This is a genomic window from Photobacterium gaetbulicola (assembly GCF_003025515.1).
Taxonomy (GTDB): Bacteria; Pseudomonadota; Gammaproteobacteria; order Enterobacterales; family Vibrionaceae; genus Photobacterium; species Photobacterium gaetbulicola.
Map to the genome: position 1 here is coordinate 83,347 of NZ_PYME01000001.1, position 24,397 is coordinate 107,743.

At 47.9% G+C, this 24,397-nt stretch carries 22 protein-coding genes; 12 read left to right on the top strand and 10 right to left on the bottom strand.

What is annotated here, in order from left to right:
- Positions 1–54: 54 nt before the first annotated feature.
- Genes C9J03_RS00380 through C9J03_RS00405 form a run of 6 tightly spaced genes read right to left on the bottom strand, consistent with a single transcriptional unit; the run spans position 55 to position 7,122 of the window.
- The gene (locus C9J03_RS00380) at positions 55–1,704 is read right to left on the bottom strand and encodes a BatD family protein (RefSeq protein ID WP_044621864.1); all 1,650 of its coding nucleotides are present in this window, start codon (positions 1,702–1,704) and stop codon (positions 55–57) included.
- 46 nt (positions 1,705–1,750) lie between these two features.
- Positions 1,751–3,736: a vWA domain-containing protein gene (locus C9J03_RS00385; RefSeq protein WP_044620907.1), complete on the bottom strand. Its 1,986-nt coding sequence runs from the start codon at positions 3,734–3,736 to the stop codon at positions 1,751–1,753.
- On the bottom strand, positions 3,729–4,694 hold the full coding sequence (locus C9J03_RS00390; protein WP_044620908.1) for a vWA domain-containing protein: 966 nt from the start codon (positions 4,692–4,694) through the stop codon (positions 3,729–3,731). The genes C9J03_RS00385 and C9J03_RS00390 overlap by 8 nt, the downstream gene beginning before the upstream one ends.
- Positions 4,687–5,193, bottom strand: coding sequence for a DUF4381 domain-containing protein (locus C9J03_RS00395; RefSeq protein ID WP_039460824.1), 507 nt, complete (start codon positions 5,191–5,193; stop codon positions 4,687–4,689). The genes C9J03_RS00390 and C9J03_RS00395 overlap by 8 nt, the downstream gene beginning before the upstream one ends.
- On the bottom strand, positions 5,186–6,169 hold the full coding sequence (locus tag C9J03_RS00400) for a DUF58 domain-containing protein (protein ID WP_044620909.1): 984 nt from the start codon (positions 6,167–6,169) through the stop codon (positions 5,186–5,188). The genes C9J03_RS00395 and C9J03_RS00400 overlap by 8 nt, the downstream gene beginning before the upstream one ends.
- Positions 6,166–7,122: an AAA family ATPase gene (locus C9J03_RS00405; protein ID WP_044620910.1), complete on the bottom strand. Its 957-nt coding sequence runs from the start codon at positions 7,120–7,122 to the stop codon at positions 6,166–6,168. Before C9J03_RS00405 ends, C9J03_RS00400 begins: the two co-directional genes overlap by 4 nt.
- Before the next feature lie 568 nt (positions 7,123–7,690).
- Between C9J03_RS00405 and C9J03_RS00410 the strand changes: the two genes are divergently transcribed.
- The 4 genes from C9J03_RS00410 to phaC all read left to right on the top strand — a co-directional run bounded on the left by C9J03_RS00410 (position 7,691) and on the right by phaC (position 11,988).
- The gene (locus C9J03_RS00410) at positions 7,691–8,431 is read left to right on the top strand and encodes an SDR family oxidoreductase (protein ID WP_044620911.1); all 741 of its coding nucleotides are present in this window, start codon (positions 7,691–7,693) and stop codon (positions 8,429–8,431) included.
- A gap of 38 nt (positions 8,432–8,469) precedes the next feature.
- The gene (locus C9J03_RS00415; RefSeq protein ID WP_044620912.1) at positions 8,470–9,678 is read left to right on the top strand and encodes an acetyl-CoA C-acetyltransferase; all 1,209 of its coding nucleotides are present in this window, start codon (positions 8,470–8,472) and stop codon (positions 9,676–9,678) included.
- Positions 9,679–9,757: 79 nt separating this feature from the next.
- A complete protein-coding gene (locus C9J03_RS00420) occupies positions 9,758–10,105 on the top strand; it encodes a phasin family protein (protein WP_044620913.1) in 348 nt (115 codons plus the stop codon).
- 68 nt (positions 10,106–10,173) lie between these two features.
- The gene (gene phaC / locus C9J03_RS00425) at positions 10,174–11,988 is read left to right on the top strand and encodes a class I poly(R)-hydroxyalkanoic acid synthase (protein WP_044620914.1); all 1,815 of its coding nucleotides are present in this window, start codon (positions 10,174–10,176) and stop codon (positions 11,986–11,988) included.
- A gap of 189 nt (positions 11,989–12,177) precedes the next feature.
- On the opposite strand, the gene C9J03_RS26420 is transcribed toward phaC, so the two are convergent.
- The 4 genes from C9J03_RS26420 to C9J03_RS00445 all read right to left on the bottom strand — a co-directional run bounded on the left by C9J03_RS26420 (position 12,178) and on the right by C9J03_RS00445 (position 15,657).
- Positions 12,178–12,825, bottom strand: coding sequence for an SEL1-like repeat protein (locus C9J03_RS26420; RefSeq protein WP_146149047.1), 648 nt, complete (start codon positions 12,823–12,825; stop codon positions 12,178–12,180).
- 268 nt (positions 12,826–13,093) lie between these two features.
- Entirely contained in the window at positions 13,094–13,777 is a 684-nt protein-coding gene (locus C9J03_RS00435; protein ID WP_044620915.1) for a 3-oxoacid CoA-transferase subunit B, read from the bottom strand.
- A 2-nt stretch (positions 13,778–13,779) separates the two neighbouring features.
- A complete protein-coding gene (locus C9J03_RS00440; protein WP_044620916.1) occupies positions 13,780–14,430 on the bottom strand; it encodes a CoA transferase subunit A in 651 nt (216 codons plus the stop codon).
- Positions 14,431–14,439: 9 nt separating this feature from the next.
- Complete coding sequence (locus C9J03_RS00445) at positions 14,440–15,657, bottom strand: acetyl-CoA C-acetyltransferase (protein ID WP_044620917.1); 1,218 nt, start codon at positions 15,655–15,657, stop codon at positions 14,440–14,442.
- A 199-nt stretch (positions 15,658–15,856) separates the two neighbouring features.
- Here C9J03_RS00445 and C9J03_RS00450 point away from each other — a divergent pair, with 199 nt between their 5' ends.
- The 8 genes from C9J03_RS00450 to C9J03_RS00485 all read left to right on the top strand — a co-directional run bounded on the left by C9J03_RS00450 (position 15,857) and on the right by C9J03_RS00485 (position 24,271).
- The gene (locus C9J03_RS00450) at positions 15,857–16,747 is read left to right on the top strand and encodes a TIM barrel protein (protein ID WP_044620918.1); all 891 of its coding nucleotides are present in this window, start codon (positions 15,857–15,859) and stop codon (positions 16,745–16,747) included.
- 52 nt (positions 16,748–16,799) lie between these two features.
- Positions 16,800–17,687, top strand: a complete 888-nt coding sequence (locus C9J03_RS00455; protein WP_044620919.1) for a sugar phosphate isomerase/epimerase family protein — start codon at positions 16,800–16,802, stop codon at positions 17,685–17,687.
- An 8-nt stretch (positions 17,688–17,695) separates the two neighbouring features.
- Complete coding sequence (locus tag C9J03_RS00460) at positions 17,696–18,436, top strand: sulfite exporter TauE/SafE family protein (RefSeq protein WP_044620920.1); 741 nt, start codon at positions 17,696–17,698, stop codon at positions 18,434–18,436.
- A 416-nt stretch (positions 18,437–18,852) separates the two neighbouring features.
- Positions 18,853–19,578, top strand: a complete 726-nt coding sequence (locus tag C9J03_RS00465) for a carbonic anhydrase family protein (protein ID WP_044620921.1) — start codon at positions 18,853–18,855, stop codon at positions 19,576–19,578.
- 105 nt (positions 19,579–19,683) lie between these two features.
- Positions 19,684–20,202, top strand: coding sequence for a hypothetical protein (locus tag C9J03_RS00470; RefSeq protein ID WP_044620922.1), 519 nt, complete (start codon positions 19,684–19,686; stop codon positions 20,200–20,202).
- 10 nt (positions 20,203–20,212) lie between these two features.
- Complete coding sequence (locus tag C9J03_RS00475) at positions 20,213–20,527, top strand: PTS fructose transporter subunit IIB (protein WP_039457737.1); 315 nt, start codon at positions 20,213–20,215, stop codon at positions 20,525–20,527.
- Positions 20,528–20,538: 11 nt separating this feature from the next.
- The gene (locus C9J03_RS00480) at positions 20,539–21,633 is read left to right on the top strand and encodes a PTS fructose transporter subunit IIC (RefSeq protein WP_039457740.1); all 1,095 of its coding nucleotides are present in this window, start codon (positions 20,539–20,541) and stop codon (positions 21,631–21,633) included.
- Between the two features lie 10 nt (positions 21,634–21,643).
- On the top strand, positions 21,644–24,271 hold the full coding sequence (locus C9J03_RS00485) for a glycoside hydrolase family 38 N-terminal domain-containing protein (protein ID WP_044620923.1): 2,628 nt from the start codon (positions 21,644–21,646) through the stop codon (positions 24,269–24,271).
- Positions 24,272–24,397: the final 126 nt, after the last annotated feature.

A 24,397-nucleotide genomic window follows, 5' to 3' on the forward strand; every position in this document is an offset into this window, starting at 1 on the left:
GTGGAATGTTAAAAAGCCCACTGTGCAGTGGGCTTTGCGGGCGGTAGAGAGCGGCTAGTCTGGGGTTATGGGCTCAAGTGCGCTTGACTTATTCTTTACAATGTTCACGGTGTTTTTATTCAGGTCTTGCATAATTTCCAGTGTTTTGCGCTGTATCTGTTCGCTAACCTGGTGCTTGTTTTTGCTGTAATGACTCTTCATGATGTTTTGTATTGCCGTATCTAGCTCTTTGAACCGTGGATGGTTCGGGTTCTGCCTTGACCACTGGTGGAAATAGCTCTGTAGTTGAACCGGCTGATTTTGCTCCAGAGACTTAATCATGCCATCTACAGGTGTTAGTAATGATTCATGATATTTTGAGTCACTTTTTTGCGTACGCTGTTTACTCTTGTTTTTTTCAGTGAGCCAGAGTAGCACTGTGGCCACCCACAATAGGCCGAGACACAGGCTTAGCCACGGCCACCATCCTCTGTCATGGATTATTTCCGTCTGAACATTGCCCGGAACCTGTTCTGCATTGTCCAGTTGCAATGCTTGTGGCGGTAGGTAAGCCTGTGTACTTGGGTCTCCTGGCAGGACAGTAAGTGTCAGACCATCGATATTACTGGTTTCTTGCCGTGAACTGGCCGTATTCCACCAGTTGATTGATAATGCTGGCAGCGTGATTTCACCAGCCTGGCGGGGAATGATCACCTGCTTGATGGTCATGAATGTGAAGTCATTGTCGCTACCGTAAATAGGAGTCTCATCATAAACACGCACGGAATCCGGATACTGCAGGTTGAGGTTGGGTAGGGAACTTTGTTCGGCATTTTTGATGCGTAAAGTGATAGTGCGGCTGACGGGCTCGCCGACTTTTATTTCTTTCACATCAGGCTGCCATTGTTGCTCTAATTCAAGCGCTTCAGTAGGAAGCCACAAGCCTTGATAGTCAGCTGGCTTTGCTTGTACAGATAAAGTTAAGTCGTCGGCCTGCTGCTCAAAAGGGATTTGAAGGGTAGAGCCAAACCCGCGGTTGCCTTTGATAAGGTTACCGGTAAATTTTGCACCGCGTAGCAGGATATCCCCGGCCTTGTTGGCAGTGATCTGGTAGTCACGGGTAATGATTAGGTAGCGACGACCATTGAGTACGGTTTCGACCTGACGATCTTCGCCCAGTTGCTTTACATTCAGGCCATCACCGGAAGGTGCTTGCAGTGCTGCCTGGCTCATTTGCTCGCCAATACGGATTCTCACGGTATAGCGAATACTTTCGCCGACATAGAGATGATCTTTATTACTTTCCGCATCTATTCGAATTTCAGGCTTGGATGAACTCGTTGCCGTTTTATTCGCAGACTTCATGACCGTCATGGTAATAGGATCGGTCTGGCTGGCGCCGACACGAAAGCTCGGGATAGTAAACTCCCCGATTTCTTTTGCAGCAACAGCAATTTTCCATTCGGTTTGGCGGGTCACGACGCCGTTAACAAAGCTTGTTCCACTGCTTACCGATGGGGAGCCGTAATTGAAATCATCGTCCAGCACACTGAGATCAAGTGCATTGGTGTTGACGTTATCGTCGACGCTAATTGTCAATTGAAATACTTCATTAACACCGACGATATTTTTGGAAACGGTTGCGACGGCTTGTGCGGCATAGGATGACATTGAGAATGACAGTAGCCATCCAAGAAATAGCCATTTCAGCCAGTGAGTGGCCATATAAAATGTACCTTTAAAGTTAAACATATTTAATGTAATCATATATTTACCAAGAGTTTTCTGTTGCTTCAGGTGCTTGCTTTTCTCGAGCCTGTAAGATGAGCTGAGCGCGGATCAAGGCACTGGTATCATTAGGCACCTGTTCTAATTTTTTCAGAACTGGGTCACTGGCTGTCACGCTGTTTGGCGTCTCTTGGCCTTGTGAGTCTGTTACAGTATTGGCGCTGTTGCCGTTTTGTTCTTCATGAGTGTCCCCAGCTTGTGATGCTTGTGCTGAGGACTCTTCGCCTGATTGTTGTTGCACTCCAGAAGATTGAGCCTGTTGTTGGTTCATCTCATTATTCTGGTCATCATTGGATTGACTCTGAGCTTGCCCAGATTGCTGCTCGCTCTGCTGCTGGCCATTTTGTGGTTCACCTTGAGTTTGTTGGCTCTGATGCTGCGAACCATCTGGTTGATTTTGATCTTGGCCTTGTTGAGAATCAGCATTCCCTCCTGCCTGACCTTGTTGTTGGCCTTGCGGCTGCTCTTGGCGATGTTGTTGTGACTGGCGATCCTGAGGGGAATTATCTTGGGACTGCTGTTGCCCCTGAGATTGGTTTTGACCCTGCTCTGATTGCTGATGGTTTTGTTGCTGGCCATCTTGTTGCTGATTCTGTTCCTGCTGCTGGTTTCCTTGTTGTTGCTTCTCTTGCTGTTGTTGTAGGGCTTGGACTAACGACAGGTTTTTCTTAGCATCTTGATGATCAGGGTTCTTATCCAGAATCGATTGATACAGAGCTTCGGCTTGGTCTAAATCCCCCTTTTGCGCATAGGCATTGGCAAGGTTGTATTGGGATTGTTGATCAGAGAGCGGCGAGAGAGTTTCTATCGCCCCTTCAAAATCGCCTGCTCTATATTGCGCGGCACCACGCCATTGTGGCGAAGAAAATTGCTCTGCGGCTTCAGCAAATTTATCCTGCTCGAATAATTCATAACCCAAGCCGTCACGATTGGTAAACGGCGAAGTCAAGGATGCGGCGAATGCATGATCAACAGGGGTAACCATCAATACCGCAGCGATAATTACACCACGACGAAAGCCGAGCAGTGCAAGCAGGGCAATAGGAATTAACAGCCAGAACCCACCATTGATCCGTTCTTCGAGCTCTTTGCTTGCATCGCTATTGTTATTGCTCACTGGTTTCTCTGTTGCTTTGATTAGTGCGTCGATATCAAAGTTGGTGGGTTGGGAAAGTAGGAAAATACCACCGGTTAAGCGTGCTAACTCACGTAGAGACGCGACTTCCAGTTTATCGATCACTGTTTTGCCATTGCTATTGGTCAGCAGTGTGCCGTCTGGCAAACGAATTGGGGCGCCATCAGTTGTCCCAACCCCCAAAATAGAAAGTCGGTACTGATTATCATCCAGAAGTTTTTTGCTATCTCGGCTCTCCTTAGGGCTGAGACCATCCGTGATCAATATGATATCACCTTGCTGGTGGCCAGCTTGCTTAAGTAGGAGGATGGCTTCCCGGATACCTGCCGCAGCATTACTGCCCTGTATTGGCATGATCTCTGGGGAGAGGTGGGGAATAAGGCTTGCTAGCGTGGAGCTGTCTTTTGTTAAAGGGCTGACAATATAGCCATCTGCTGCATAAGTGACTAAACCTGTGCTGCCCTCTTTCCAACCGGGCAGGAGATCAAGCGCTTTGAAGCGGGCTTGGCTTAGACGGTTTGGTACAATGTCATCGGCATACATAGAGCGGGACATGTCCATGACCAAGACTCGAGCTCCAGATAGGCTAAATGCAGGAATTGGCGATTTTTGCCAACTTGGGCCTGCAATCGCAATAACGGCGAGAGTCCACAGGATACCGAGGGCTGGTAAGATCGCCCGAGATTGCGCTTTAGTCGATAGCCCAAGCTTTTCGGCCAAATGTGGTGCAATAAGCCCTTGTTTTGGCTTCTTTTTGGCTAACCACGGCAAGATCATTAGCAATGGGAGCAGAGCGATTAGCCAATAAGGATATAGAAAAGTAAAACTAACCATTACGCTTTCTCATAACAACAATAACGACTGACAATAACAGCGATAGGGCCAACGGGAACCGGAACAGCTCCTGACGAGGCCGCCAAGTTTGCTGGGCAGTATTGATAGGCTCTAGTTGGTCAATCATCTGATAAATTTGTTCTAACTCTTGCGGGTTTCGGGCGCGGAAGTATTGCCCTCCGGTCATTTCCGCAATGTGGGTTAGCATCCTTTCATCGAGATCGTGGGAAGGGTTAACCGTTCGAGTAGAAAAGAAGGTGCGCTGCTCCATCTCTTCAGCACCGACGCCGACCGTGTAAATTGTCACATTACTGCGAGCTGCGAGTTCAGCCGCTTCCAAAGGCTCAATGACACCAGCGGTATTGGCTCCGTCACTCAGCAGGACAATCACCCGCTGTGGTGCCTCACTATCAATGAAGGTCTTGGTCGCAATACCCAGCCCCTCACCGATAGCGGTACTTTGGCCAATAAGCCCTAATACCGTGCGGTCTAGCTGCTGCTGGACGGTATCTCGGTCAAAGGTCAATGGGGTTTGCAGGTACGCGTGGTTGGCAAACAACACCAGACCGAGGCGGTCGCCACTGCGCTTGCCGATGAACTGATGCAGCACATCTTTAACGGCCGTTAGGCGATCAATGGCTTGCCCGTCTTCGGTGATCATGTCTTTGATAGACATCGATCCTGATAAATCGACAGCGAGCATCATATCCCGGTGATCAGGGTTGATCTCGATCGGATCGCCATACCAGACCGGGCGTGAAAGCGCACCAATTAAAGCTAGCCATGCCGTTGCCATGACGATCACTAACCATCGGCTGATTCTGGCTTTTTGCCCGAGCCCATTGGGTAACTTGGGCAGTCTGATAGCCGAAGGCTGAGTTTTGGGTTTACTGAAGTAATAAACGGCAACGGGTAAAGGGATTAGCACGAAAGCCCAGAGCCAAGTAAATTCAAACATTACCAGACTCCTTGGATACTTCCGGCATGGTATGGAACTTGGCCTTGCGGATCCATTTCTGGGCTTGTTGGTAACACATAACAAATTGTTCTTTTTCTAACGGAGCTGGGGAGAATAACCCTTGCTGCCAAGTCTCTGACAAACGGATAAAGCCTTGGTCTTTTGGCTCAAGGTGTTGATCGAGGAACGCAAGCCAAGACTGGCCGGTTAAACCTGCTACGTACTCTCGCGAGTGGTATGACATAGCCACCTGACGCAATAGCAAGTTAACTTTGCTGAAATCCTCCGGGGATTTTAAAAATGTCAAATGCTGCAAGGCTTCACGTCTAGCAAGGCTGTAACGTCGTTGTTTCTTGAACGCCATCACCAAATATGCCATCGCAATACAAATGAGTAAGATAGCTACCCACCATCCCCACGCCAGAGGCCAAATCCCCGGAGCGTTAGGCAGGTGGATATCTGCAAGGGGAAGCGTCGGTAGAGTTGTTGCTTCAGCCATTTTCCCCTCCTTTATATGAGTTGAAACCGCAATGGCCCAATTGCTCCATCAACGTTCGGGCGGCAGACAAGTGGTGCAAAGGAATTGCTAGGCTTTTGCACATTTCCTGAATGAATTGCTGATGCTGCTGATACTGCGTGCTTAGGCTGTCACGGGTGCTTTGGGCGGAAAAGTCCAGCCAAGTAGCTTGGTGATCATCGGTGACAAATTCAACACCATTGAATGATGTATGTCCAAACTCCAATGGGTCATAGAGCTGAACGAACTGAAGCCGATTGTGTTGGCGCAGTTGGCTTAAGCGCCGTTTGTCTTTATCTTGCAATTGGTAGAAATCACTGAGTACGACAATCTCACTGCCCTTAGGGCAAAGGTGGTGAAGGTGCTTCAAGGCATCGGAGAAGTTCAAACGTTTACCATTGAAGTCGTCATTCTCATTTTCTCCACTCCCACATTCTTGATGGGCGGCGATCATGGCGTTGATTACTGTTAACGGTCCTTGTTGACGAGCTGTTGGTTTGCATTCGTACAGACGGTTGCCGTTAAACACAATGGCTCCGATTCGGTCTTGCTCACTGACTGCAAGCCAACTTAGCAAGCTGGAAAAGTGGGCTGCTTGAACGGATTTTAGCAATAACTGCGTACCGAATTTCATACTTGGACTGACATCGATCAGTAACATCACCGGTTGCTCGCGCTCTTCGGTGAATAGTTTCGTGTGAGTTTTCCCGGTACGTGCAGTGACGCGCCAGTCAATGGCGCGGATATCATCGCCAGCTTGATAAGGGCGCACTTCGGCAAAGTTCATGCCGCGCCCTTTTTGGCGGCTTTGGTGCTGGCCATTAAGCTGTGACCAAACACTTTGGGCTGGTGGTAGCCATCGTACTGACTGGTTTTTGTATTGCAGAAGCTCAGCCAGACAGAGGTTAACACCATCACTATGGGCAGGAAGTGTTGGAGTTAAGTCCTGTGAAGTCATGCGCAGGCAACCTGAGTAATTAATTGCTCGATGATGGTGTCTGGTGCCACTGCTTCAGCCTGCGCCTCATAGCTAAGGAGCAAGCGGTGGCGCATAACCGGGTAAGCCATTAACTGGACGTCTTCGGGAGTGACAAAATCTCTACCGCTTAACCATGCATGAGCGCGGGCACAGCGGTCAAGTGCAAGTGTGGCTCGTGGGCTGACCCCCATTTGTAGCCAGTTGGCAAGTTGTTCACTGTAACGGTGAGGATGCCTGGTCGCCATGATTAAGCGGATAATGTATTGCTCAACTTCTTCTGCCATATGGATATTGAGCACTTCTCTACGGGCAGAAAAAATTTCTTCCTGGCTGATCTGTACCGACTCCTCAGGAGTGTGCCCCAAAGCCTCTCCTCTGTTGAGCCGCAGGATTGCCAACTCGCTACTTTCGTCTGGATACTCCACATTCAGCTGTAGCAAAAAACGGTCCAGCTGTGCTTCGGGAAGGGGGTAGGTACCTTCTTGCTCTATCGGGTTCTGGGTCGCCATGACCAAAAATAACGCCGGGAGTTGGTAGGTCTTGCGACCGGCAGTGATCTGCTTTTCAGCCATTGCTTCTAGCATCGCGGCTTGCACTTTGGCTGGTGCCCGGTTGATCTCATCGGCGAGCAACAAGGCATTGAATATGGGGCCTGGCTGGAAAGTGAAATCCCCCGTTTCGGGACGGAAAATATCAGTGCCTGTTAAATCGGCAGGTAAGAGATCAGGCGTAAATTGAATGCGGTGGAAGTTTCCCTCAATACTATCAGAGAGCACTTTTACGGCTCGTGTTTTTGCCAGCCCAGGAGGCCCTTCAACTAAAATATGGCCGTCAGCAAGTAGGGCGATCATTAACTGTTTAACAAGATTTGGTTGACCGATGACCTGGGTATTCAGGTGTGATTGAAGGCGTTGAAAAGTCGTTGTCAACATGGGGAGTTATTTTCCTTAAATGAAACAGTCAAATATGAAAAATAAGACTGATAGAGATGGCTTAAGTTCATTACCAAGGTTCAGTTGGTGATAAATTGGCCTTTTTCCTCATTATTCTGATCGGTCTAATGGTGTTTTTCAGTGACTATTGATGCACTTTTACAGTGCAATCTTGCACAAGCTAAAGTCAAAGTTTAGCTATTCCCTCATTCTATATCATTGTTTTCGCTTATATAAAACCTGGCACTTATTATGCTATCAAAAGTTAACATTAGTGACACATTTATAGGTAGATTTAGGTTTTGCAGTTTAGTGTGATTCTATGCAGGAATATTGGTACGACCATTGATACTCCGTGTTGATATTGCTATGTGACTGTGTTCTTATAATATTCGTGCAATGTAATAGTCACCTGAGTGTCTTTTTCACTCGCTAGGATGCAACAAGATTAAAAATAAGGCTGAATAAACAGCCTACGTTGGTTAGTGCCCTTTATTGATAGGATAATTGTAAGTATCTGTATTTAAGGGTAGTAAGTCATCATAAAGATGGAATGGAGTCTTCTGTAATGAGTAAAAAAGCATTAGTAACTGGTGCAAAAGGTGGTATTGGTTCAGCGATCACTAAAGGATTAGTGGATGCGGGTTTTCGTGTGATTGCCACATATTTCCCAAGCGGTGAAGCCAAGGCTAAAGAATGGTTTAAAGAGAATAATTATTCGGAAAGGCAGGTTCGTTTGTTCCCGCTGGATGTTACGGATGCTGATTATTGCGCAGAAGCTCTGGCAACATTGTTGCAAGAGGAAGGTAACATTGATGTGCTTGTCAATAATGCCGGTATCACACGCGATACAACGTTCAAGCGCATGTCTAAAGAGCAGTGGAGTGATGTGATCACAACAAACTTGAACAGTTTGTTTAACGTGACTCAGCCGCTATTTGCTTCAATGTGTGAGCACGGTAACTCACGTGTAATCAATATTTCCTCAGTAAACGGTCTTAAAGGTCAGTTCGGACAGGCGAACTACTCTGCTGCTAAGGCAGGGATGATCGGCTTCACCAAAGCACTTGCTGCTGAAGGTGCACGCTCAGGTGTGACGGTTAACGCCATTGCCCCGGGTTACACCGGTACCCCAATGGTAGAAGCCATTAAGCCAGAAGTACTTGATAGCATTAAAGCTGAAATCCCAATGAAGCGCCTTGCTGCGCCAGCTGAAGTTGCAGCTGCGGTGACTTTCTTGGCGAGCGATGCTGCTGCCTACATCACAGGCGAAACACTGTCTGTGAACGGCGGCTTGTACATGCACTAATGGTTTAATTTCTGAATTTCGAAAGGACGCAAAAAATCATGGCAAAAGTATATATCGTTGCGGCTAAACGTACGCCTATCGGTAGTTTCAATGGTGCGCTGAAATCAGTGCCTGCTCCTCAACTTGCCGCAGTGGCAATTAAAGCGGCGTTGGAAGAGGCAAACGTAGACCCTGCTAATCTTGATGAAGTTATTCTAGGTAATGTAGTTGGTGCTGGACAAGGTATGGGCCCTGGCCGTCAGGCAGCTATCTATGCCGGTGTTCCTCAGGAAGTACCAGCTTACAGCTTAAACATGGTCTGTGGCTCGGGTATGAAAGCGGTTATGGATGCTGCTGCTCATATCAAGGCCGGTGATGCTGAACTTGTCGTTGCTGCCGGTGCAGAGAATATGTCCCAGATCCCATTCTGCGCACCCGCTACAATTCGTGATGGTCAGAAAATGGGCTCTCTAAGCCTTGACGATCTACTTATTTCTGATGGTCTGACGGATGTGTTCAATAAGTACCACATGGGTGTAACAGCTGAAAATGTTGTTGCCAAAGTGGGCCTTACCCGTGAGCAACAAGACAACTTTGCCTTGGCAAGCCAGCAAAAAGCGGTTGCCGCGATTGAGCAAGGCAAGTTCGCCGGTGAAATTGCCCCTGTTGAAGTGACTATTCGCAGAAAAACCAGCGTTGTAGATACCGATGAGTATCCAAAGGCGGACGCAAGTATTGAAGGCTTGGCGAAACTACGCCCGGCATTCAAGAAAGAGGGTGGTTCTGTAACAGCGGGTAATGCGTCAGGCATCAACGACGGTGCTAGTGCGATTATTGTTGCCTCAGAAGCCGCCGTCGAAAAATATGGCCTAACACCGTTAGCTGAAATTGAAAGCTATGCTCAAGCAGGCATTGCCCCAGAGGTTATGGGACTCGGTCCTGTACCTGCTGTGATTAAAGCACTTGATAAAGCAGAGCTAAACATTGCTGATGTTGGTTTGTTCGAATTCAATGAAGCTTTTGCGGGTCAGGCTCTGGGTGTATTACACGAATTGGCCGACGAGCTAGGGTCTCAAGTAGAAGACTTGGCCGAGCGTTCCAATGTTAATGGTGGTGCGATTGCATTGGGACACCCTCTAGGTGCTTCAGGTAACCGTATTATTGTCAGCCTTCTTCACGAAATGCGCCGCCGCGGCACTGAACATGGCTTAGCCACGTTGTGTGTTGGTGGTGGTATGGGTACAGCGATTGTACTGAAGAGCGTCTAATTCAACTGTAAAGCTAACCAGTACCTGTATTCATCATGGCACAGGTACTTAACCATTCTTTTAATGAAGGAAAATTGCTATGTATACGGAAATGTTTAAATCTTTCTCTGAGCAGACTGAAAAATCTCTAGCGCCATACGTTAAGTTCAACAAAGTCTTTACCAAGAACGTTGAAGAGCTAACTGAGCTTCAGCTTGCTGCTGTTCGCGCTTACAGCGAGCTAGGTCTTTCTCAGCTTAAGGCTGTTAGCGAAGTAAAAGACGTTCAGTCATTCGCTGCTTACAACAGTCAGCAGCTAGAAACGCTGACTAAGCTTTCTCAGCAGCTAATCGATGACAGCAACAAGTTCACTGCAATCGCTCAGTCTTTCAAGTCTGAAGTGGAAGAGCTAGTTGCTGAAAACGTAAAGCAAGTAACTCCAGCTTAAGAAAAATGGCCACTCTGCCGCCCCCGTTCTGGGGCGGCATTTTTAGTCCAAAATTAGAGGTCATTGGAATGAACCAGAACTTTTTTTCGGACTACTTTGCCAAGCTCCAGGAAATGAACCAAATGTGGTGGAAGGAGCTGGATTCAGGCAAGGCAGCCATGAATACTCCCCTTAATAAAGCGCTCAATGAAATTAGCTTGGAGGATACTTCCGAGTTCATCGAAAAAGCATCAGCGCAGCCAGCCGTTATTGCACAGTTGCAAATGGACTGGTGGGAAAACCAAATGAAGATTTGGCAAAATGTCGTCATGAAAAATGGCGATCAGTCAGATTTTATTCAGCCCGAAAAAGATGATAAGCGCTTCACCGATCCTGCATGGGAAAATGAGGCGTTTTACAACTATATCAAGCAATCTTACCTGCTATTTAGCAATAAGATGAAAGAGTCCATCGAATCGATCGAAGGGCTTGATGAGAAGGCCAAGGAGCGTTTGAGCTTCTTTTCGCGCCAGGCGATTAACGCTTTGTCGCCAACCAACTTTATCACCACCAACCCAGAGCTGGCCAAGCTGACGGTTGAGAGCAATGGTGAAAACCTGATCAAAGGGATGGAGCTGCTTCAACAAGATCTGCAGTCGAGTGCCGATGTACTGAAAATTCGCATGACCAATGATGCGGCATTCCAGTTGGGTGAAAACGTGGCCAATACTGCGGGTGATGTTGTTTATAAGAACCACCTGTTTGAGCTGATTCAATACAAGCCGTTGACCGAAAAAGTTAACGCGACACCGCTGTTGATCGTGCCGCCGTTTATCAACAAGTATTACATTTTGGATCTTCGTGAGAAGAATTCAATGGTACGTTGGCTGGTAGAGCAGGGTCATACCGTATTTATGATGTCTTGGCGTAATCCAGATGCCAGTATGTACGATGTGGATTTTGACGATTACGTTGTTGATGGTGTGGTTAAAGCGGTTGATGTTGTCGAAGATATCACTGGCGAGAAGCAAATCAATGCGGCGGGTTACTGTATCGGCGGTACGCTGCTAGCGACGGCATTGGCTTACTATTCGGCCAAGCGTATGCGCAGCCGTATCAAGTCGGCGACATTCTTTACCACGCTGCTAGATTTCTCTCAGCCAGGAGAGATCGGTGCTTATATCAATGATCCGATTATTTCGGCCATTGAAGCGCAGAATGAAGCTAAAGGGTATATGGATGGTCGCTCTTTGAGCGTAACGTTCAGCCTGCTGCGTGAAAACAGCCTGTACTGGAACTACTACATCAACAATTACCTAAAAGGTAACAGCCCAATCGACTTCGATTTGCTGTACTGGAACGGCGATAGTACCAATGTAGCGGTAGCGTGTCACAGTACACTGCTGCGCCAGTTCTACTTGGAAAACCGTCTTGTTGATCCGAAAGGGTTTAAAGTAGGTGGGGTGTATATTGATCTTGCTAAGATCAAGATCCCAACATACTTTATCTCAACCCAGGAAGATCACATTGCGTTGTGGCAGGGTACCTACCGTGGCGCACGCAAGCTTGGCGGTAAGTCCACGTTTGTGCTGGGCGAGTCTGGTCACATTGCGGGTATTGTTAACCATCCGGCGAAGAACAAGTATGGTTTCTGGACCAATGCAAAATCTTCGGCTGAGCCTGAAACATGGTTGAAAGGGGCGAAGCGCCAGGAAGGTTCCTGGTGGGGCCACTGGAACGAGTGGATGGCTGGCTTCGAAGAGGCCGAGGCGGTTGATGCACGCTCTGCAGGTAGCGATAACTACCCGGTTAAGTGCAATGCACCTGGTGATTATGTGATGCAGAAATTGCCGATCGAAGTGTCTAACGTGTTGCAAGGCCAACCGGAAGAAACAAAGGCTTAATTGTAGCTACTCTGATATGTTGAAAACCAGCACATATGTGCTGGTTTTTTATTATAAAGATACTATTAACGCGATTGCAGGAAGGGCTTTATTGTCTAAATCAAGATAAAAGAGTTACTATTGACAGGCCTTCCTTGTTGGGAGAAATAATTGATTGATTGTCAGCCAAATGTTCTGTGTATACAAAACTTAACCTTCATCTTGCTGTTGGTAAATCATATCCATGGCTTCTAACATTTGTCCCGCACCATAGTAACCATTTTCGTATGCTTTTCTTAGCCAAAGAATGGCATTATCAACTTCGCCGATTTCCAGTAGTGATAATGCTAGTTGCATCTGAGCATGAGGATAATCTTTCTTTGCTGCAAGAGTCATATAGTATATTGCAGCTTCTTGGTTTTTATCGACCAGATAGCCATTTAATAACATTTGTCCAGCACTGTACTGCTCTACAGTGCCATCACAATATAACCACTCTGATATCCAGTTAAACTCTTCTAGGGATAACCTACCTTCTATCGCCCTCCCTGAAATTACCCTACTACGGTAGGGGCCTAATCCATTACAGTAAATAGCGTAGATATTAGATAATTCTGTGACTTCTTGTTCTTGTATACCTTTTTCAAAATAAGATATCGCTTCTTCACAGCCGCTACTCTTTCCTTTGGCATTTAAGATCTTCCATCCTTGGTAAAAATGACTTTGAAGAAATGCTTCGCTATACGAGTATGCTGCTGTACAAGACTCTGGAATCGTTGAGTAGGATGAACATCCAGTAACAGATAAGCCTAAAATAAAAAATATAGTAGGTAATTTTAAATTGTTTAAGGTAGTCAACTTTATATCCTTATTCCTTGTACTAACTGCTGAAATACTGCAGTGCTATATATTTTCTTAGTTACTAGCAGGTGAACAGTAAGAAGAGCGATGTTTAATTATGTCTATAAAAGCTAAGTGGATGAGTTGATTTTTAAGACTACGCTTCGAAGGAAAATATATCAAGCTTGGGTTCAGGTAGGGGATATACTGACGCTAAAATAAACAGGAAAATGTATTCTATTATCCAGCACCGAATTTCCTCTCGGTGCTGGTTAGCATGTGTTGTTTATAAATCGCTTGGGATAGGCATCGCTTTCAAATCAGTAGAGATGATTAACTCTGCTTCTGTCGCGGCCTGAATTTCGTCAATTGTTGTCCCCGGGGCAAGCTCGGTCAGCATCATACCTGCCTCGGTGATTTTGATGACGCCCATTTCGGTGACAATCAAGTCGACCTGATTGGCTGCGGTAAGCGGTAGTGAACAGTGTTTGAGCAACTTTGGCTTGCCCTTGACGGTGTGTTCCATGGCGACAATGACTTTCTTTGCCCCAACCACAAGATCCATCGCGCCACCCATTCCCGGTACCATTTTGCCAGGGATGATCCAGTTGGCGAGGTTACCGTGCTGGTCGACTTGCAGCGCGCCCAGCACCGTCGCATCGACGTGCCCGCCACGGATGATGGTAAACGAATCGGCACTGTGGAAAGTGCAGGCACCGATGGTAGCAGTAATGGGCTGGCCGCCGGCATTGACCAGATCCGGGTCAATGTTGGCTTCATCCGGCATTTCGCCAATGCCGATAAGACCATTTTCAGCCTGCAGCAGAATTTCGATATCCGATGAGGTCTCATTAGCAACAAGACTTGGTAGGCCGATGCCCAGGTTGACCACGTCACCATCATGAAGCTCTTGGGCAACACGCCATGCAATCATGCGACGGATCTGATGCTTCTCTCGTTGAATTGTCATGATTAGGCTCCTTGGTAAATATGGTCAATGAACAGTCCTGGAGTGTGTACTGCTTCAGGAGCAATGTCACCAGCCTTGACCAAGCATGCCGCTTCAATAATGACGGTATCGGCGGCGGTGGCCATTAACGGGTTGAAGTTTTGTGTTGTTCCTTTGTAGACGGTGTTGCCTTTGGTATCGACAACAGAGCCGCGGATCAAGGCAAGATCAGCGCGAAGCGGTTTTTCCAATAGGAAGTCTTTACCATCGACTTGGATCACTTGCTTGGATTCAGCAATCATTGTACCGAGACCGGTTGGGGTCAAGACCCCGCCGAGACCGGCTCCAGCAGCACGAATACGTTCGGCCAGAGTGCCTTGCGGTACGAGTTCAACATCTAGCTCGCCGCTGTTCATTTGCGTGCCGGTTTCAGGGTTGGTGCCGATATGGGAGGCATACAGTTTACTGATACGCTTGGCCTTGATTAGACGGCCAGATCCCGTTTCTGGTGTACCGGTGTCTGTGGTGATCAAGGTGATATTTTTGATATCGGATTCAAGGATGATATCAATCAGTCCCTCGGGGGCCCCGTTGGCCATGAAGCCACCGATCATGATGGTCATATCGTCTCGCAGCAGGCTGGCGATCTCGCTAGCAGAAATAGATTTTTTCATGGTGTGCTCCTATTGGTTCGCCTGGCATCGACGGATAATCACTGCTGTGCCCATACCGCCACCGATACAGAGGGAGGCCAAGCCATAGGTTTGCTGTGAACGTTCGAGTTGGTAAATCAGTGTGGTCAGAATGCGGTTGCCAGATGCCCCGAGTGGGTGGCCTAGGGCGATTGCGCCGCCATTCAGATTGGTACGAGACTCAAGCCAGGATTTATCTACACTGTGTTTCTCGCACAGTTCTTTCATTACCCCGAGGGCCTGGGCTGCGAACGCTTCATTGAGCTCGAAACATTCGATATCGGCTAGGGTGAGTTTGGCTTTATCGAGGGCGTTGGCGATGGCCGGTACCGGGCCAAGGCCCATCACCTTTGGAGAGAGTCCTGCTTGCCCACAAGCGACGATCTCAGCCTGCGGGGTGAGATTGTAGCGTTCTACCGCTGCTTTGGAAGCGAGAATAATGGCAGATGCGCCGTCATTAATGCCGGAGGCATTACCTGCCGTCACGGTACCCTCTTTTTTGAATGCGGTACGAAGGCTTTGCAGCTTTTCCAGAGTCGCATCAGCTTTCGGGTATTCATCAATGCTGACGCTGTATTGCTGGCGACGGTGGGAGACATTGACTGGTTCGATTTCATCGCTAAAGCCATGCTCTTTGATGGCTGCAGTCGCTTTCTGCTGGCTTGAGAGGGCAAACTGGTCTTGTTCCTCGCGAGTTAGCTCGTGCAATTCGGCAATGTTTTCAGCCGTGATCCCCATGTGGTACTGGTTGAACACATCCGTTAGACCGTCTTTGATAATTGAGTCATCAAGAGTGAGCTGGCCCATTTTTACCCCATCACGCAGTGGGTTTGCAGAAATGAAAGGTGCTTGGGACATGCTTTCCATCCCACATGCGATAACAATCTCAGCTTCACCGGCACGAATATGGCTGACACCATCCATCACGGTTTTCATGCCTGACCCACAGATCATGTTAAGGGTATAAGCGGGCACGGTTTCTGGGATACCTGCCAAAACGGCAGCTTGCCTGCCTGGGCCCATACCGATCCCTGCGCTTAGGACATTACCGGCAATTACTTCATCAACCAGGCTTGGATCGAGATGACATTGCTCAAGAGCGCCCTTGATGGCGGTAGCCCCTAGCTGAGGGGCAGAGACTGGGGCTAGGGCACCATTAAAACTGCCGATAGGGGTGCGTTTCGCGGCAACAATGTATACAGATTCCATACAACTTCCTGTTTCAGTTTGATTTGTTATCAACAGTGTATGGGGGGCGGGCCCAGGGGTGTTATAGGCATAGATTCAAATCTGATTTGCGAAAATGCAAAAATAAGATGCGTGCTTGGTCACGCCAATTAGTACTCAGAGTGATTAGTCTGGCTGTAATTTGCTTTGTTCAGTTAATGGATCACTTGAGGGTGGAACTATGAGTTATTCAATTGCATGTGCACCTTGCTGCTGGGGTGTTGAATCTTCTGACAATCCGCATAACCCAAATTGGATGACGGTATTGTCGGAGGCAAGGTTGGGGGGATTTACCGGTACAGAGCTGGGGCCTTATGGTTTTTTGCCTCTCGATGCCGACACTGTCAACACGGCGTTGTACATCAAAGAGTTGGAAATTTGTGCCGGTACTATATTCGAGCCGCTCTCTGAGCCGGGAAGTTACGAAGACATCATAAGCAAAACTAAACGCTTGTGTGGTTTGCTGCAAAAGATTGGCTGCGAAAAATTGGTCGTCATTGATTGTGTCAATGACATCAGAAGCCGCTATGCCGGCATGCCAGAGCAAGCGCCAAGGCTGGATGATGCTCGTTGGCAACAGATGATGAGCACTATCAGAGATATTGCCGAAATTGCTAAGCGCCATGAGATCAGGGCGGTTGTCCACCCTCATGCTGGTGGCTATATCGAATATCGGGATGAGATCGACCGTATGCTGGGCGATTTGCCTGCTGAAGAGGTAGGGCTTTGCCTTGATACCGGCCATCTCTATTACGCCACGATGGATCCGGCCAAAAGTTTGGTGGAGTACGCAGACCGGCTGGAATATGTTCACTTTAAAGACGTCAACCAGCAGCGATTGCAGCACGCTATCGATAAGCAAGTTGGTTTCTGGCAAGCCTGTGCCGATGGTGTGATGTGTCCACTTGGCGAAGGGGCGGTGGATTATAACGAGGTTGCTGAGGCTTTGGAGTCCATTGGTTACCACGGCTGGATCACGATAGAGCAAGAGCGCGATCCTCGCCATTCAGACACGACATTACCCGATATTAAGAAAAGCCGTCAGTTCTTGGTTGAGAAAGGCTTCATCTAGGTAGTACGAAACAGAATTTTGTTTAGTAGTTTGTCATGTAGAGGATGTAATTATGGCAATAAAGATAGCGTGTGCACCTTGCTCGTGGGGAGTGGAAAACTCAGAGCAAGGCGGAAACCCCAGTTGGGCGAAAGTGTTGGTCGAGGCACGTGAAGCGGGTTATGAAGGGATTGAGCTTGGGCCCGTTGGGTACTTCCCTGAAGACCCGACTATCCTTGCGAGCTCTTTGCGAGTGAGGGGAATGAATGTATGTGCTGGAAACCTTCATGGTGACTTCAGTTGTCCTGACTCTAAAGAGCAGGTACTTGAAAAAGCGCTGCGGGTGATTGATCTACTCAGCGCTATTGGAGTCGATAAGCTGATCATTATGGATCGTGCCAATGCTGCGCGGGATGCCTATGTAGGGCATGGTGTTATCGCACCTAGACTCAAGCAAGAGCAGTTGCAGGCAATGATATCGACTATGTCTGAGGTTGCCAAAATGGCTGCGGCAAAAGGGGTACGAACCTTGTTGCATCCTAGCTCAGGGGGCTTTGTCGCTTTTTCTGATGAGATAGCCTCAGTGCTGCATGCAATTCCGGCTGAACGCCTTGGCCTGTGCTTGGATGTCGGCCATTTGTTTATTGATGGGATGAAGCCTGAAGAGTTTATCCGTCGCTATGCTAACCGCCTGGAACACCTGCATTTTAAAGATGTGGACGGTCAGCAATTACATAATGCGATGCGTGATCGCTGCGGGATGACCCATGCATTCAGTAAAGGCCTTACCCGCCCATTAGGCGAGGGTAGTATCAATTTTTCTAATATCTTCAAGGTATTGCAGGATATTAATTATCAAGGCTGGATTGTTGTTGAGCAAGAGCGTGCTGTCAGCCAGCTTGATCATGTGAAAATGGATATGGCGAAAAGCCGTGGGTATCTGGCTGAACATTGCGTGTAAGGGTTGAGATGATTGTTACCGATCCTTGGTTTTACATTACTGCCGTACCCGCTGTATTGATTTACGGGATCGGTAAAGGCGGTTTGGGCGGAGCGTTAGGGATCATCGCGGTTCCCCTGATGGCCCTGGTGGTTTCGCCAACTCAAGCCGCTGCTATCTTGCTGCCTATCCTGTGTGTGATGGATGCATTTGCGGTCAAGCAGCACTATCGTAGTGCTGACTATTCGGTACTGAAGCAAATGCTGCCGGGCTCTTTATTAGGGGTATTGCTAGCAGGGCTGTTTCTAAGCGTAACCCCTGAATCCGGACTCAAACTTTTGATTGGGGTGTTATCGCTGCTGTTCTGTGTGCAGTATGTGCTGGGCGGTAGCCAGGATGAGAAAAAGCCCGGTAAAGCCAGTGCATGGTGGTGGAGCAGCTTAGGAGGCTTTTCCAGTACGGCAATCCATGCTGGTGGCGGGCCGGCCAGTATTTACCTGTTGCCGTTGCGGCTAGAAAAAGTCACTTTGATTGCCACGATGGCAGTGCTGTTTGCCATTATCAATCTGGCCAAGCTGATCCCCTACACCATGCTCGGAGAGTTTGATACTACCAACTTGATGACGGCGGCAGTACTCATGCCCCTGGCTCCTGTTGGGGTGTATATGGGGGTCTGGCTTCTTCATCGTGTTAGTCAGGATGTTGTGTACCAGCTGTGTTACCTGTTTCTTTTTCTTTCCGGAATGAAGCTAGTAACTGACGTTCTTTAAATAGGCCACCTACATGAGTAGGTGGCTTCGTATGTTACCGATTAACAGAGCGAGCGATTCGGGTGTAAGTCGCATTCGACTTACACCCTTCTTGAGATATCTTTACCTTCTTCAAGTCAGTGGCTTATAGCCATGTACCATCTCTTTGAGGTGTTGTTATAAAACACAATAAATGTAAATCATTCTTAATCTTATTTCATCGGCGCCCAGATAAGCTTGAGACATGATCGTGTGGCTGTTTAACGGTATAAACCCCAAAACAGCGACTACGTGCGCGGAAAGTGAGAGGCTGCAAATCGATAGTCGCTCAAGTTGTGTATTACTTTGATATATCTCCTCATATTTTCTATCTCTTTTTTATACTGTTTTTATACATATTCAATGACTTAGCTAACCTTATACCTAGGAGGTATTGAATGTGTGATAAAAACTGTTCATTTGACTTATCTAAACGGCACTTACTGAAGTTATCAGCCGGAGCGGTGGCTTTTGCGGCTGTTGGCGGGCTTCCTTCTGTCTCTTATGCCGCCTCGCTAACAAAAGAAGAGCGGGATGCGATGACGCCAGATCAGGTGATTAAGTCTTTGCTTGATGGTAATCAGCGCTTCATAAAAGGGGAGGGGGTAGAGCATGATTACCTTGCTCAGCAAAGAACAAGCCAGCAAGGACAGTACCCTTCTGCGGTCATTTTAAGCTGTATTGACTCCAGGGCTCCGGCAGAAATCGTTTTGGATGCAGGAATTGGCGAGTTATTTAATAGCCGAGTGGCAGGTAATGTATCGAACAGTGATATCTTAGGAAGTATGGAATTTGCTACCGCTGTCGCTGGGGCAAAAGTCATCATGGTGATGGGGCATACAAAATGCGGTGCTGTTCAGGGTGCCATTGCCAATGTTGAGATGGGCAATTTGACTTCATTACTTGATAAGATAAAATCAGCCGTTGGTAAAACTAAATTTGATGGAGAACGGACGCCAGAAAATTACGCTTTTGTCGATGCTGTTGCGAAAACTAATGTTCAATTAACGTTGGATGAAATAAGAAAGAATAGCGAGACAATACGAGATTTAGAAACAAAGGGTACAATTAAGCTAGTTGGTGTGATGTACGATATTTCCAATGGAAAAGTCGAACTATTGTAATTAATGATAATTTAAATAGTGTGCTGGCAATCATTTGTGAATTACATCACATCATATTTAAATTTATCTGTATATGATTTGGCTATCTTTATAGGGGATAGTTTGATGAGATTTGATACGGCCACGCTATTAGTATTTATCCAGGGTGTATTGCACACCTTGGTTAATGCTATTTATTCGTGTGTCTGTATCAGTCCAAGTGATAACCTAGTCTCTGGATCTGACAAGGAACTGGATGCAATTGCATCGGACTATAACCAGCTATATATCTGTGTTGGTGATATGCTTGGTAAGCCGTTCAGGTATTGGTGCGAAGTGACTTGTGCACGATGGAAAAGTCATCATCAGTACCGTGCGGAGCAAGTTCGCACACTGCTTTCATTGTTGTCACTGACATACCTATATTTTGCGAAGCAGGTAGCGGCCAGTTCCTTGGTGTGTTTCTATCGCTATGCACCAGCGAACGCTGCTACGTCTATTACAAATGGTACTGTATCACTTGGTCGTGAACATGCTAGCAAAAGTAACGTAACTCACGTTAGCATCCATCCAATGAGCAGCAATCGTCGTAAGATGATTGCTGCTTTTTTTGTTTTTAATAACAGCAGCTTATCAAGTTGCTAGCGAGGTCGAAATGTATATTGTTTGTGTAGCAGCGTGCCCAACTGGAATTGCCCATACCTATATGGCGGCAGAAGCCCTTGAAGTATTGGGCAAAGATCACGGTTGGGAAGTCAAGGTAGAAACTCAAGGCAGCACAGGTATTGATAATGAGATCACCGCCGATGATATTGCTAGGGCTGATGGCGCTATCATTGCTGCAGAAATTGCAGTGGAAGGCATGGACAGGTTTGAACCACTCACGGTTCTTGAATGTGCGGTGGCAGACCCAATTAAACAGCCTGATGCAGTGTATGAAACCATGATGCATTTAATTCATAATAATTAAGGATAATTACCATGGCCCTACTATTAAAAAAAGAAAAAACTGAAATAGATAAATTACGTGAAGCGTTAATGACCGGCGTTTCATACATGATTCCAGTTATTGTAGCTGGTGGTATGATGCTGGCTTTTGGTTCATTATTTGAAACCTTAACTGGGGTTGATTTAAAAGAAAGCAATTCTTTAGCTGCTCAATTAATAAATGATTTAAAAACATTTGGTTTATATGGACTGACATTATTATTCCCGGTTATTGCCGCCTTTGTTGGGTTTGGCCTGGCGGGAAAACCTGCCATAGCACCGGGTTTAATTGCCGGTATGTTGGCCCGTGACATGCAAATGGGCTTTTTAGGGGCACTATTGGGTGGTTTGATGGTGGGGTATTTAGTCCGCTGGATGCTGGCCAATATCAAGCTGCCAAAAGAGTTCCGCAGCCTATTGCCGATGGTGATTATCCCGCTAATCGGCTCGGCAATCATTCTGTTTGTCATGAAATATATTGTCGGTTATCCGCTTATTGCTCTCAATACTGGCCTGGAGAATTGGTTGGTCGGCATGTCCGGTGGCAACAAAGTGGTGATGGCAGCTGTGCTTGGGGCAATGGTAGGTTTTGACTTGGGGGGACCAATCAACAAGGCGGCTATCACGGTGAGTCTCGGTTTGTTTGCCCAGGGGATCTTTGAGCCCGTTACCGCGTCACATATTGCTATCATGATCGCACCGTTTGGTATCGGTCTGTCAACGATTTTCGCCAAGCAATACTACAGCAAAGAATTGCAGGAAAATGGCCGTGCAGCCCTGATGATGTCATGCGTAGGCATCAGTGAGGGGGCAATACCTTTTATCCTCGCCAATCCAGCATTAATCATTATTAATACCGTCGGCAGTGCCATTTCAGCTGCGATGGTGATCATGTTTGACTCAATAGTACAAGCGCCAGCAGCAGGGATCCTTGCGCTGATTCTATCGTCCAATTTCTTCTTGTACTTCATTTCTATCGCTACCGGCGTGGCTTTTGTCGCTGTTGCTACCACGGTACTGATGAAGCGACAGTTCACTAAGCAGGCCACAGAGGCTGAGACCCAGCAGCAAGCAGCGAAATCCGCTTAAGGTATTAATGATGTCATTGAATAAAAAAGCGTACATAGTTCCTCATACCCACTGGGACCGCGAGTGGTATTTCAGCACTGAGGAGTCTCAAGTATTGCTGGTCTTCACCATGCAGCAAGTCCTGGAGCAGCTTGAGCAAGACGATGGTCTGCCTTGTTTCGTGCTCGATGGGCAGTCGGTGATGCTCGAGGATTACTTGAGTGTGGTACCGGAAGACAGCGACAGGGTGAAAGCTCTGGTCGAGTCGGGCAAGTTGTTGGTTGGTCCTTGGTATACCCAAACTGATCAGTGTGTTGTCCACGGCGAATCACAAATCAGGAACTTGATGTGGGGGTGTCGTGATGCCAAACGCTTCGGCGCAGTCATGAAAGTCGGTTATGTACCTGACTCTTTCGGCCAAAGTGAACAGCTTCCTCAGCTACTTAAGCATTTCAATATCGATAAATGCGTCTTTTGGCGTGGGATCTGGGAAGGAATTTGTGGCAATACTGAATTCGTTTGGCGGGCTCCAGATGGCAGTGAAGTAACCACGGCGGTACTCGAGTTTGGCTATAGCGCATTCCAGGGGATGAAGCCAATGGAAACGCATCTTGAGGGTATTGATCAGAAGATGAGTGAGCGCTTCTGGCCCGGCGAGCGGGACCACTTCTTGTTCATGGGGGGGCATGACCAGAAACCATGGCAGAGAGAAACGGTTGAGGCTATCCGACAGGCCAATGAAACTCGGCCATACCAGTATCAACTTTGCCGTTTCGAAGATTACTTTGCCAGTACCACCGGTTGCTCGCTCCCCGTTGTTGAAAGCGAAATGCTGTATGGCAAATATAGCCGGATCCATCGTGGCATTTACTCAACCCGCTACGACATCAAAAAACTCAACAGCGATGTCGAGAACCTGCTGGTCAATCAGCTTGAGCCATTGCTGACGGTTGCTAACCAATTTGGTCTGAAATATCCGTATGGCCTGATGGAGAAAAACTGGAAGCAGTTAATGCAGAGCCATGCCCATGACTCCATCGGCGGCTGTAATACCGACTCTGTAAACCGTCAGGTTAAAGCCCGTATCGAGGCGGTTCGTGAGAATGCTGAACGGCTCAAGGCGATCACACTCAAGCAATTGGCCGATTCGTCGACGAAGGGAAAAGACGGCGAGTACGTTTTGGTTTTCAACCCTCTGCCTTACAGCCGCAACGTTCAGGTCGAGTTGGAGCTGGTATTGCCGACTCGCCGGTTTACCATCTTTGACGGTGCGCAGGATGTAGAGCAGCAGCATGTGTCGTGCGAGCTGGTGGATATCAATGCCATTGTCCAAGACCCGACCACACTCGGTGATGAGCGCTTTCGGTCCTGGTACCGGCATAACGTTGTGGTGTCACTGGAAGGTTTGCCAGCCTGCGGCTACCGTAACCTCAGGGTAGAGCGCCTGGCCGATGAGGAAGCGCCGGCTGATCGCTGCCAGCTTCAAACTGTGATCGATGAACCGGTCAGTATTGCTAATGAGGCCCTGTCAGTGACGGTCGATATGCATGGCAAGATTAGCTTGACCTGTTTGAGCAGCGGCCAACACTGGGATGATTTAATCACCCTGGTGGACGGCGGCGATGATGGTGACAACTACGACTTTTCTGAGCCGCATGATGACCATCAAATTGCTTTTGGAGTGCAACAAGCCAAAGGGATCCGGGTTTGCCAAGGGCCGCTGCGCTCAGAAATCCGTATTGATTATCAGGCGGATCTGCCGGCGGACTTGGCCGAGCGGGCCGAAAAGTGCGGTTCTGTCACGCAGCACATTGAAGTCGTTCTGGGACTGGCGAAAGGCAGTGAGCATTTGGATATTGCGCTCGAGCTGGAAAATAAAGTCAATGATCACCGGTTACAACTGCATGTTAATGGCGATTTTGCCCGGGCACAGAGTGTGGCGGATCAACCTGTCGGGCTGATCCGGCGTGGCAACGATGAATTGGCGCTGTCGCTATGGCAACAGCAGCAATGGACATCCTGTCCCGTGCCGATTTATCCGATGCAGAGTGTTGTTGCCGGTGAAACGTCACAAGGCGGAATTGCAGTGATGGCAGACGGTGTACGAGAGTATCAGCAATATGATGACTCAATCGCGATAACCCTGTTCCGTGCCATGGGTTTTGTCGGTAAGCCGGACCTGAAATACCGTCCAGGGCGTCTATCAGGTTTGCCGGATGCTAGTCCTGACTCCCAGCTACGCCAACCATTGTCATTCCGTTTGGCTCTTTACCCATTCAGCGGTAGCGCTTCTGACGCCGGGTTATGCCAGCGGGTGAAGGAGTGGTTGAGCACTCCGTTGACCTTGCACAACGGGGTTGTACAACGCTTCATGATTGCTCCGCCAGTGTTCACTGCACCGGAAACTTTCAGCATGTTGGCGTTCAACCAGCCTGACGTGACGGTTAGCGCGGTCAAGGTCTGTGAAGATGATAGCCGCAGTGTGGTTGTTAGGTTAATGAATGCTAGCAGTAACCATATTGCGCTTGGTGCGCTTCCAGCAGAGTGGCGGGTTCAGCAGGTTGATGGCATGGAGCGTGTTGTCGGAGATGTCACGGCCCAAACGGTTATTCCGCCACAAGGATTAATCGGCCTGCGCCTGAGCAAAGCTAACCCGTAAAGCGAAGCGCTTAAATGTAATTGCACTACTTGTGCATCACCGTTGGCCCTCACCCGTATAGCCCGGAGAACAGTCAGTATTTGTTGGCTTTGTCTCTGTTGCTTGGGTGAGTGGTCTGCTACACCC

What these genes read in the sequence shown, in the direction of transcription:
- C9J03_RS00460 (WP_044620920.1), top strand. Translation starts at nt 17,696, where the DNA reads ATGATTGTTACCGATCCTTGGTTTTACATTACTGCCGTACCCGCTGTA.
- C9J03_RS00390 (WP_044620908.1), bottom strand. Translation starts at nt 4,694, where the DNA reads ATGTTTGAATTTACTTGGCTCTGGGCTTTCGTGCTAATCCCTTTACCC.
- C9J03_RS00440 (WP_044620916.1), bottom strand. Translation starts at nt 14,430, where the DNA reads ATGAAAAAATCTATTTCTGCTAGCGAGATCGCCAGCCTGCTGCGAGAC.
- C9J03_RS00385 (WP_044620907.1), bottom strand. Translation starts at nt 3,736, where the DNA reads ATGGTTAGTTTTACTTTTCTATATCCTTATTGGCTAATCGCTCTGCTC.
- C9J03_RS00470 (WP_044620922.1), top strand. Translation starts at nt 19,684, where the DNA reads ATGAGATTTGATACGGCCACGCTATTAGTATTTATCCAGGGTGTATTG.
- C9J03_RS00435 (WP_044620915.1), bottom strand. Translation starts at nt 13,777, where the DNA reads ATGACAATTCAACGAGAGAAGCATCAGATCCGTCGCATGATTGCATGG.
- C9J03_RS00480 (WP_039457740.1), top strand. Translation starts at nt 20,539, where the DNA reads ATGGCCCTACTATTAAAAAAAGAAAAAACTGAAATAGATAAATTACGT.
- C9J03_RS00400 (WP_044620909.1), bottom strand. Translation starts at nt 6,169, where the DNA reads ATGACTTCACAGGACTTAACTCCAACACTTCCTGCCCATAGTGATGGT.
- C9J03_RS00455 (WP_044620919.1), top strand. Translation starts at nt 16,800, where the DNA reads ATGGCAATAAAGATAGCGTGTGCACCTTGCTCGTGGGGAGTGGAAAAC.
- C9J03_RS00395 (WP_039460824.1), bottom strand. Translation starts at nt 5,193, where the DNA reads ATGGCTGAAGCAACAACTCTACCGACGCTTCCCCTTGCAGATATCCAC.
- C9J03_RS00405 (WP_044620910.1), bottom strand. Translation starts at nt 7,122, where the DNA reads ATGTTGACAACGACTTTTCAACGCCTTCAATCACACCTGAATACCCAG.
- phaC (WP_044620914.1), top strand. Translation starts at nt 10,174, where the DNA reads ATGAACCAGAACTTTTTTTCGGACTACTTTGCCAAGCTCCAGGAAATG.
- C9J03_RS00485 (WP_044620923.1), top strand. Translation starts at nt 21,644, where the DNA reads ATGTCATTGAATAAAAAAGCGTACATAGTTCCTCATACCCACTGGGAC.
- C9J03_RS00420 (WP_044620913.1), top strand. Translation starts at nt 9,758, where the DNA reads ATGTATACGGAAATGTTTAAATCTTTCTCTGAGCAGACTGAAAAATCT.
- C9J03_RS00380 (WP_044621864.1), bottom strand. Translation starts at nt 1,704, where the DNA reads ATGGCCACTCACTGGCTGAAATGGCTATTTCTTGGATGGCTACTGTCA.
- C9J03_RS00445 (WP_044620917.1), bottom strand. Translation starts at nt 15,657, where the DNA reads ATGGAATCTGTATACATTGTTGCCGCGAAACGCACCCCTATCGGCAGT.
- C9J03_RS00465 (WP_044620921.1), top strand. Translation starts at nt 18,853, where the DNA reads ATGTGTGATAAAAACTGTTCATTTGACTTATCTAAACGGCACTTACTG.
- C9J03_RS00475 (WP_039457737.1), top strand. Translation starts at nt 20,213, where the DNA reads ATGTATATTGTTTGTGTAGCAGCGTGCCCAACTGGAATTGCCCATACC.
- C9J03_RS00415 (WP_044620912.1), top strand. Translation starts at nt 8,470, where the DNA reads ATGGCAAAAGTATATATCGTTGCGGCTAAACGTACGCCTATCGGTAGT.
- C9J03_RS00450 (WP_044620918.1), top strand. Translation starts at nt 15,857, where the DNA reads ATGAGTTATTCAATTGCATGTGCACCTTGCTGCTGGGGTGTTGAATCT.
- C9J03_RS00410 (WP_044620911.1), top strand. Translation starts at nt 7,691, where the DNA reads ATGAGTAAAAAAGCATTAGTAACTGGTGCAAAAGGTGGTATTGGTTCA.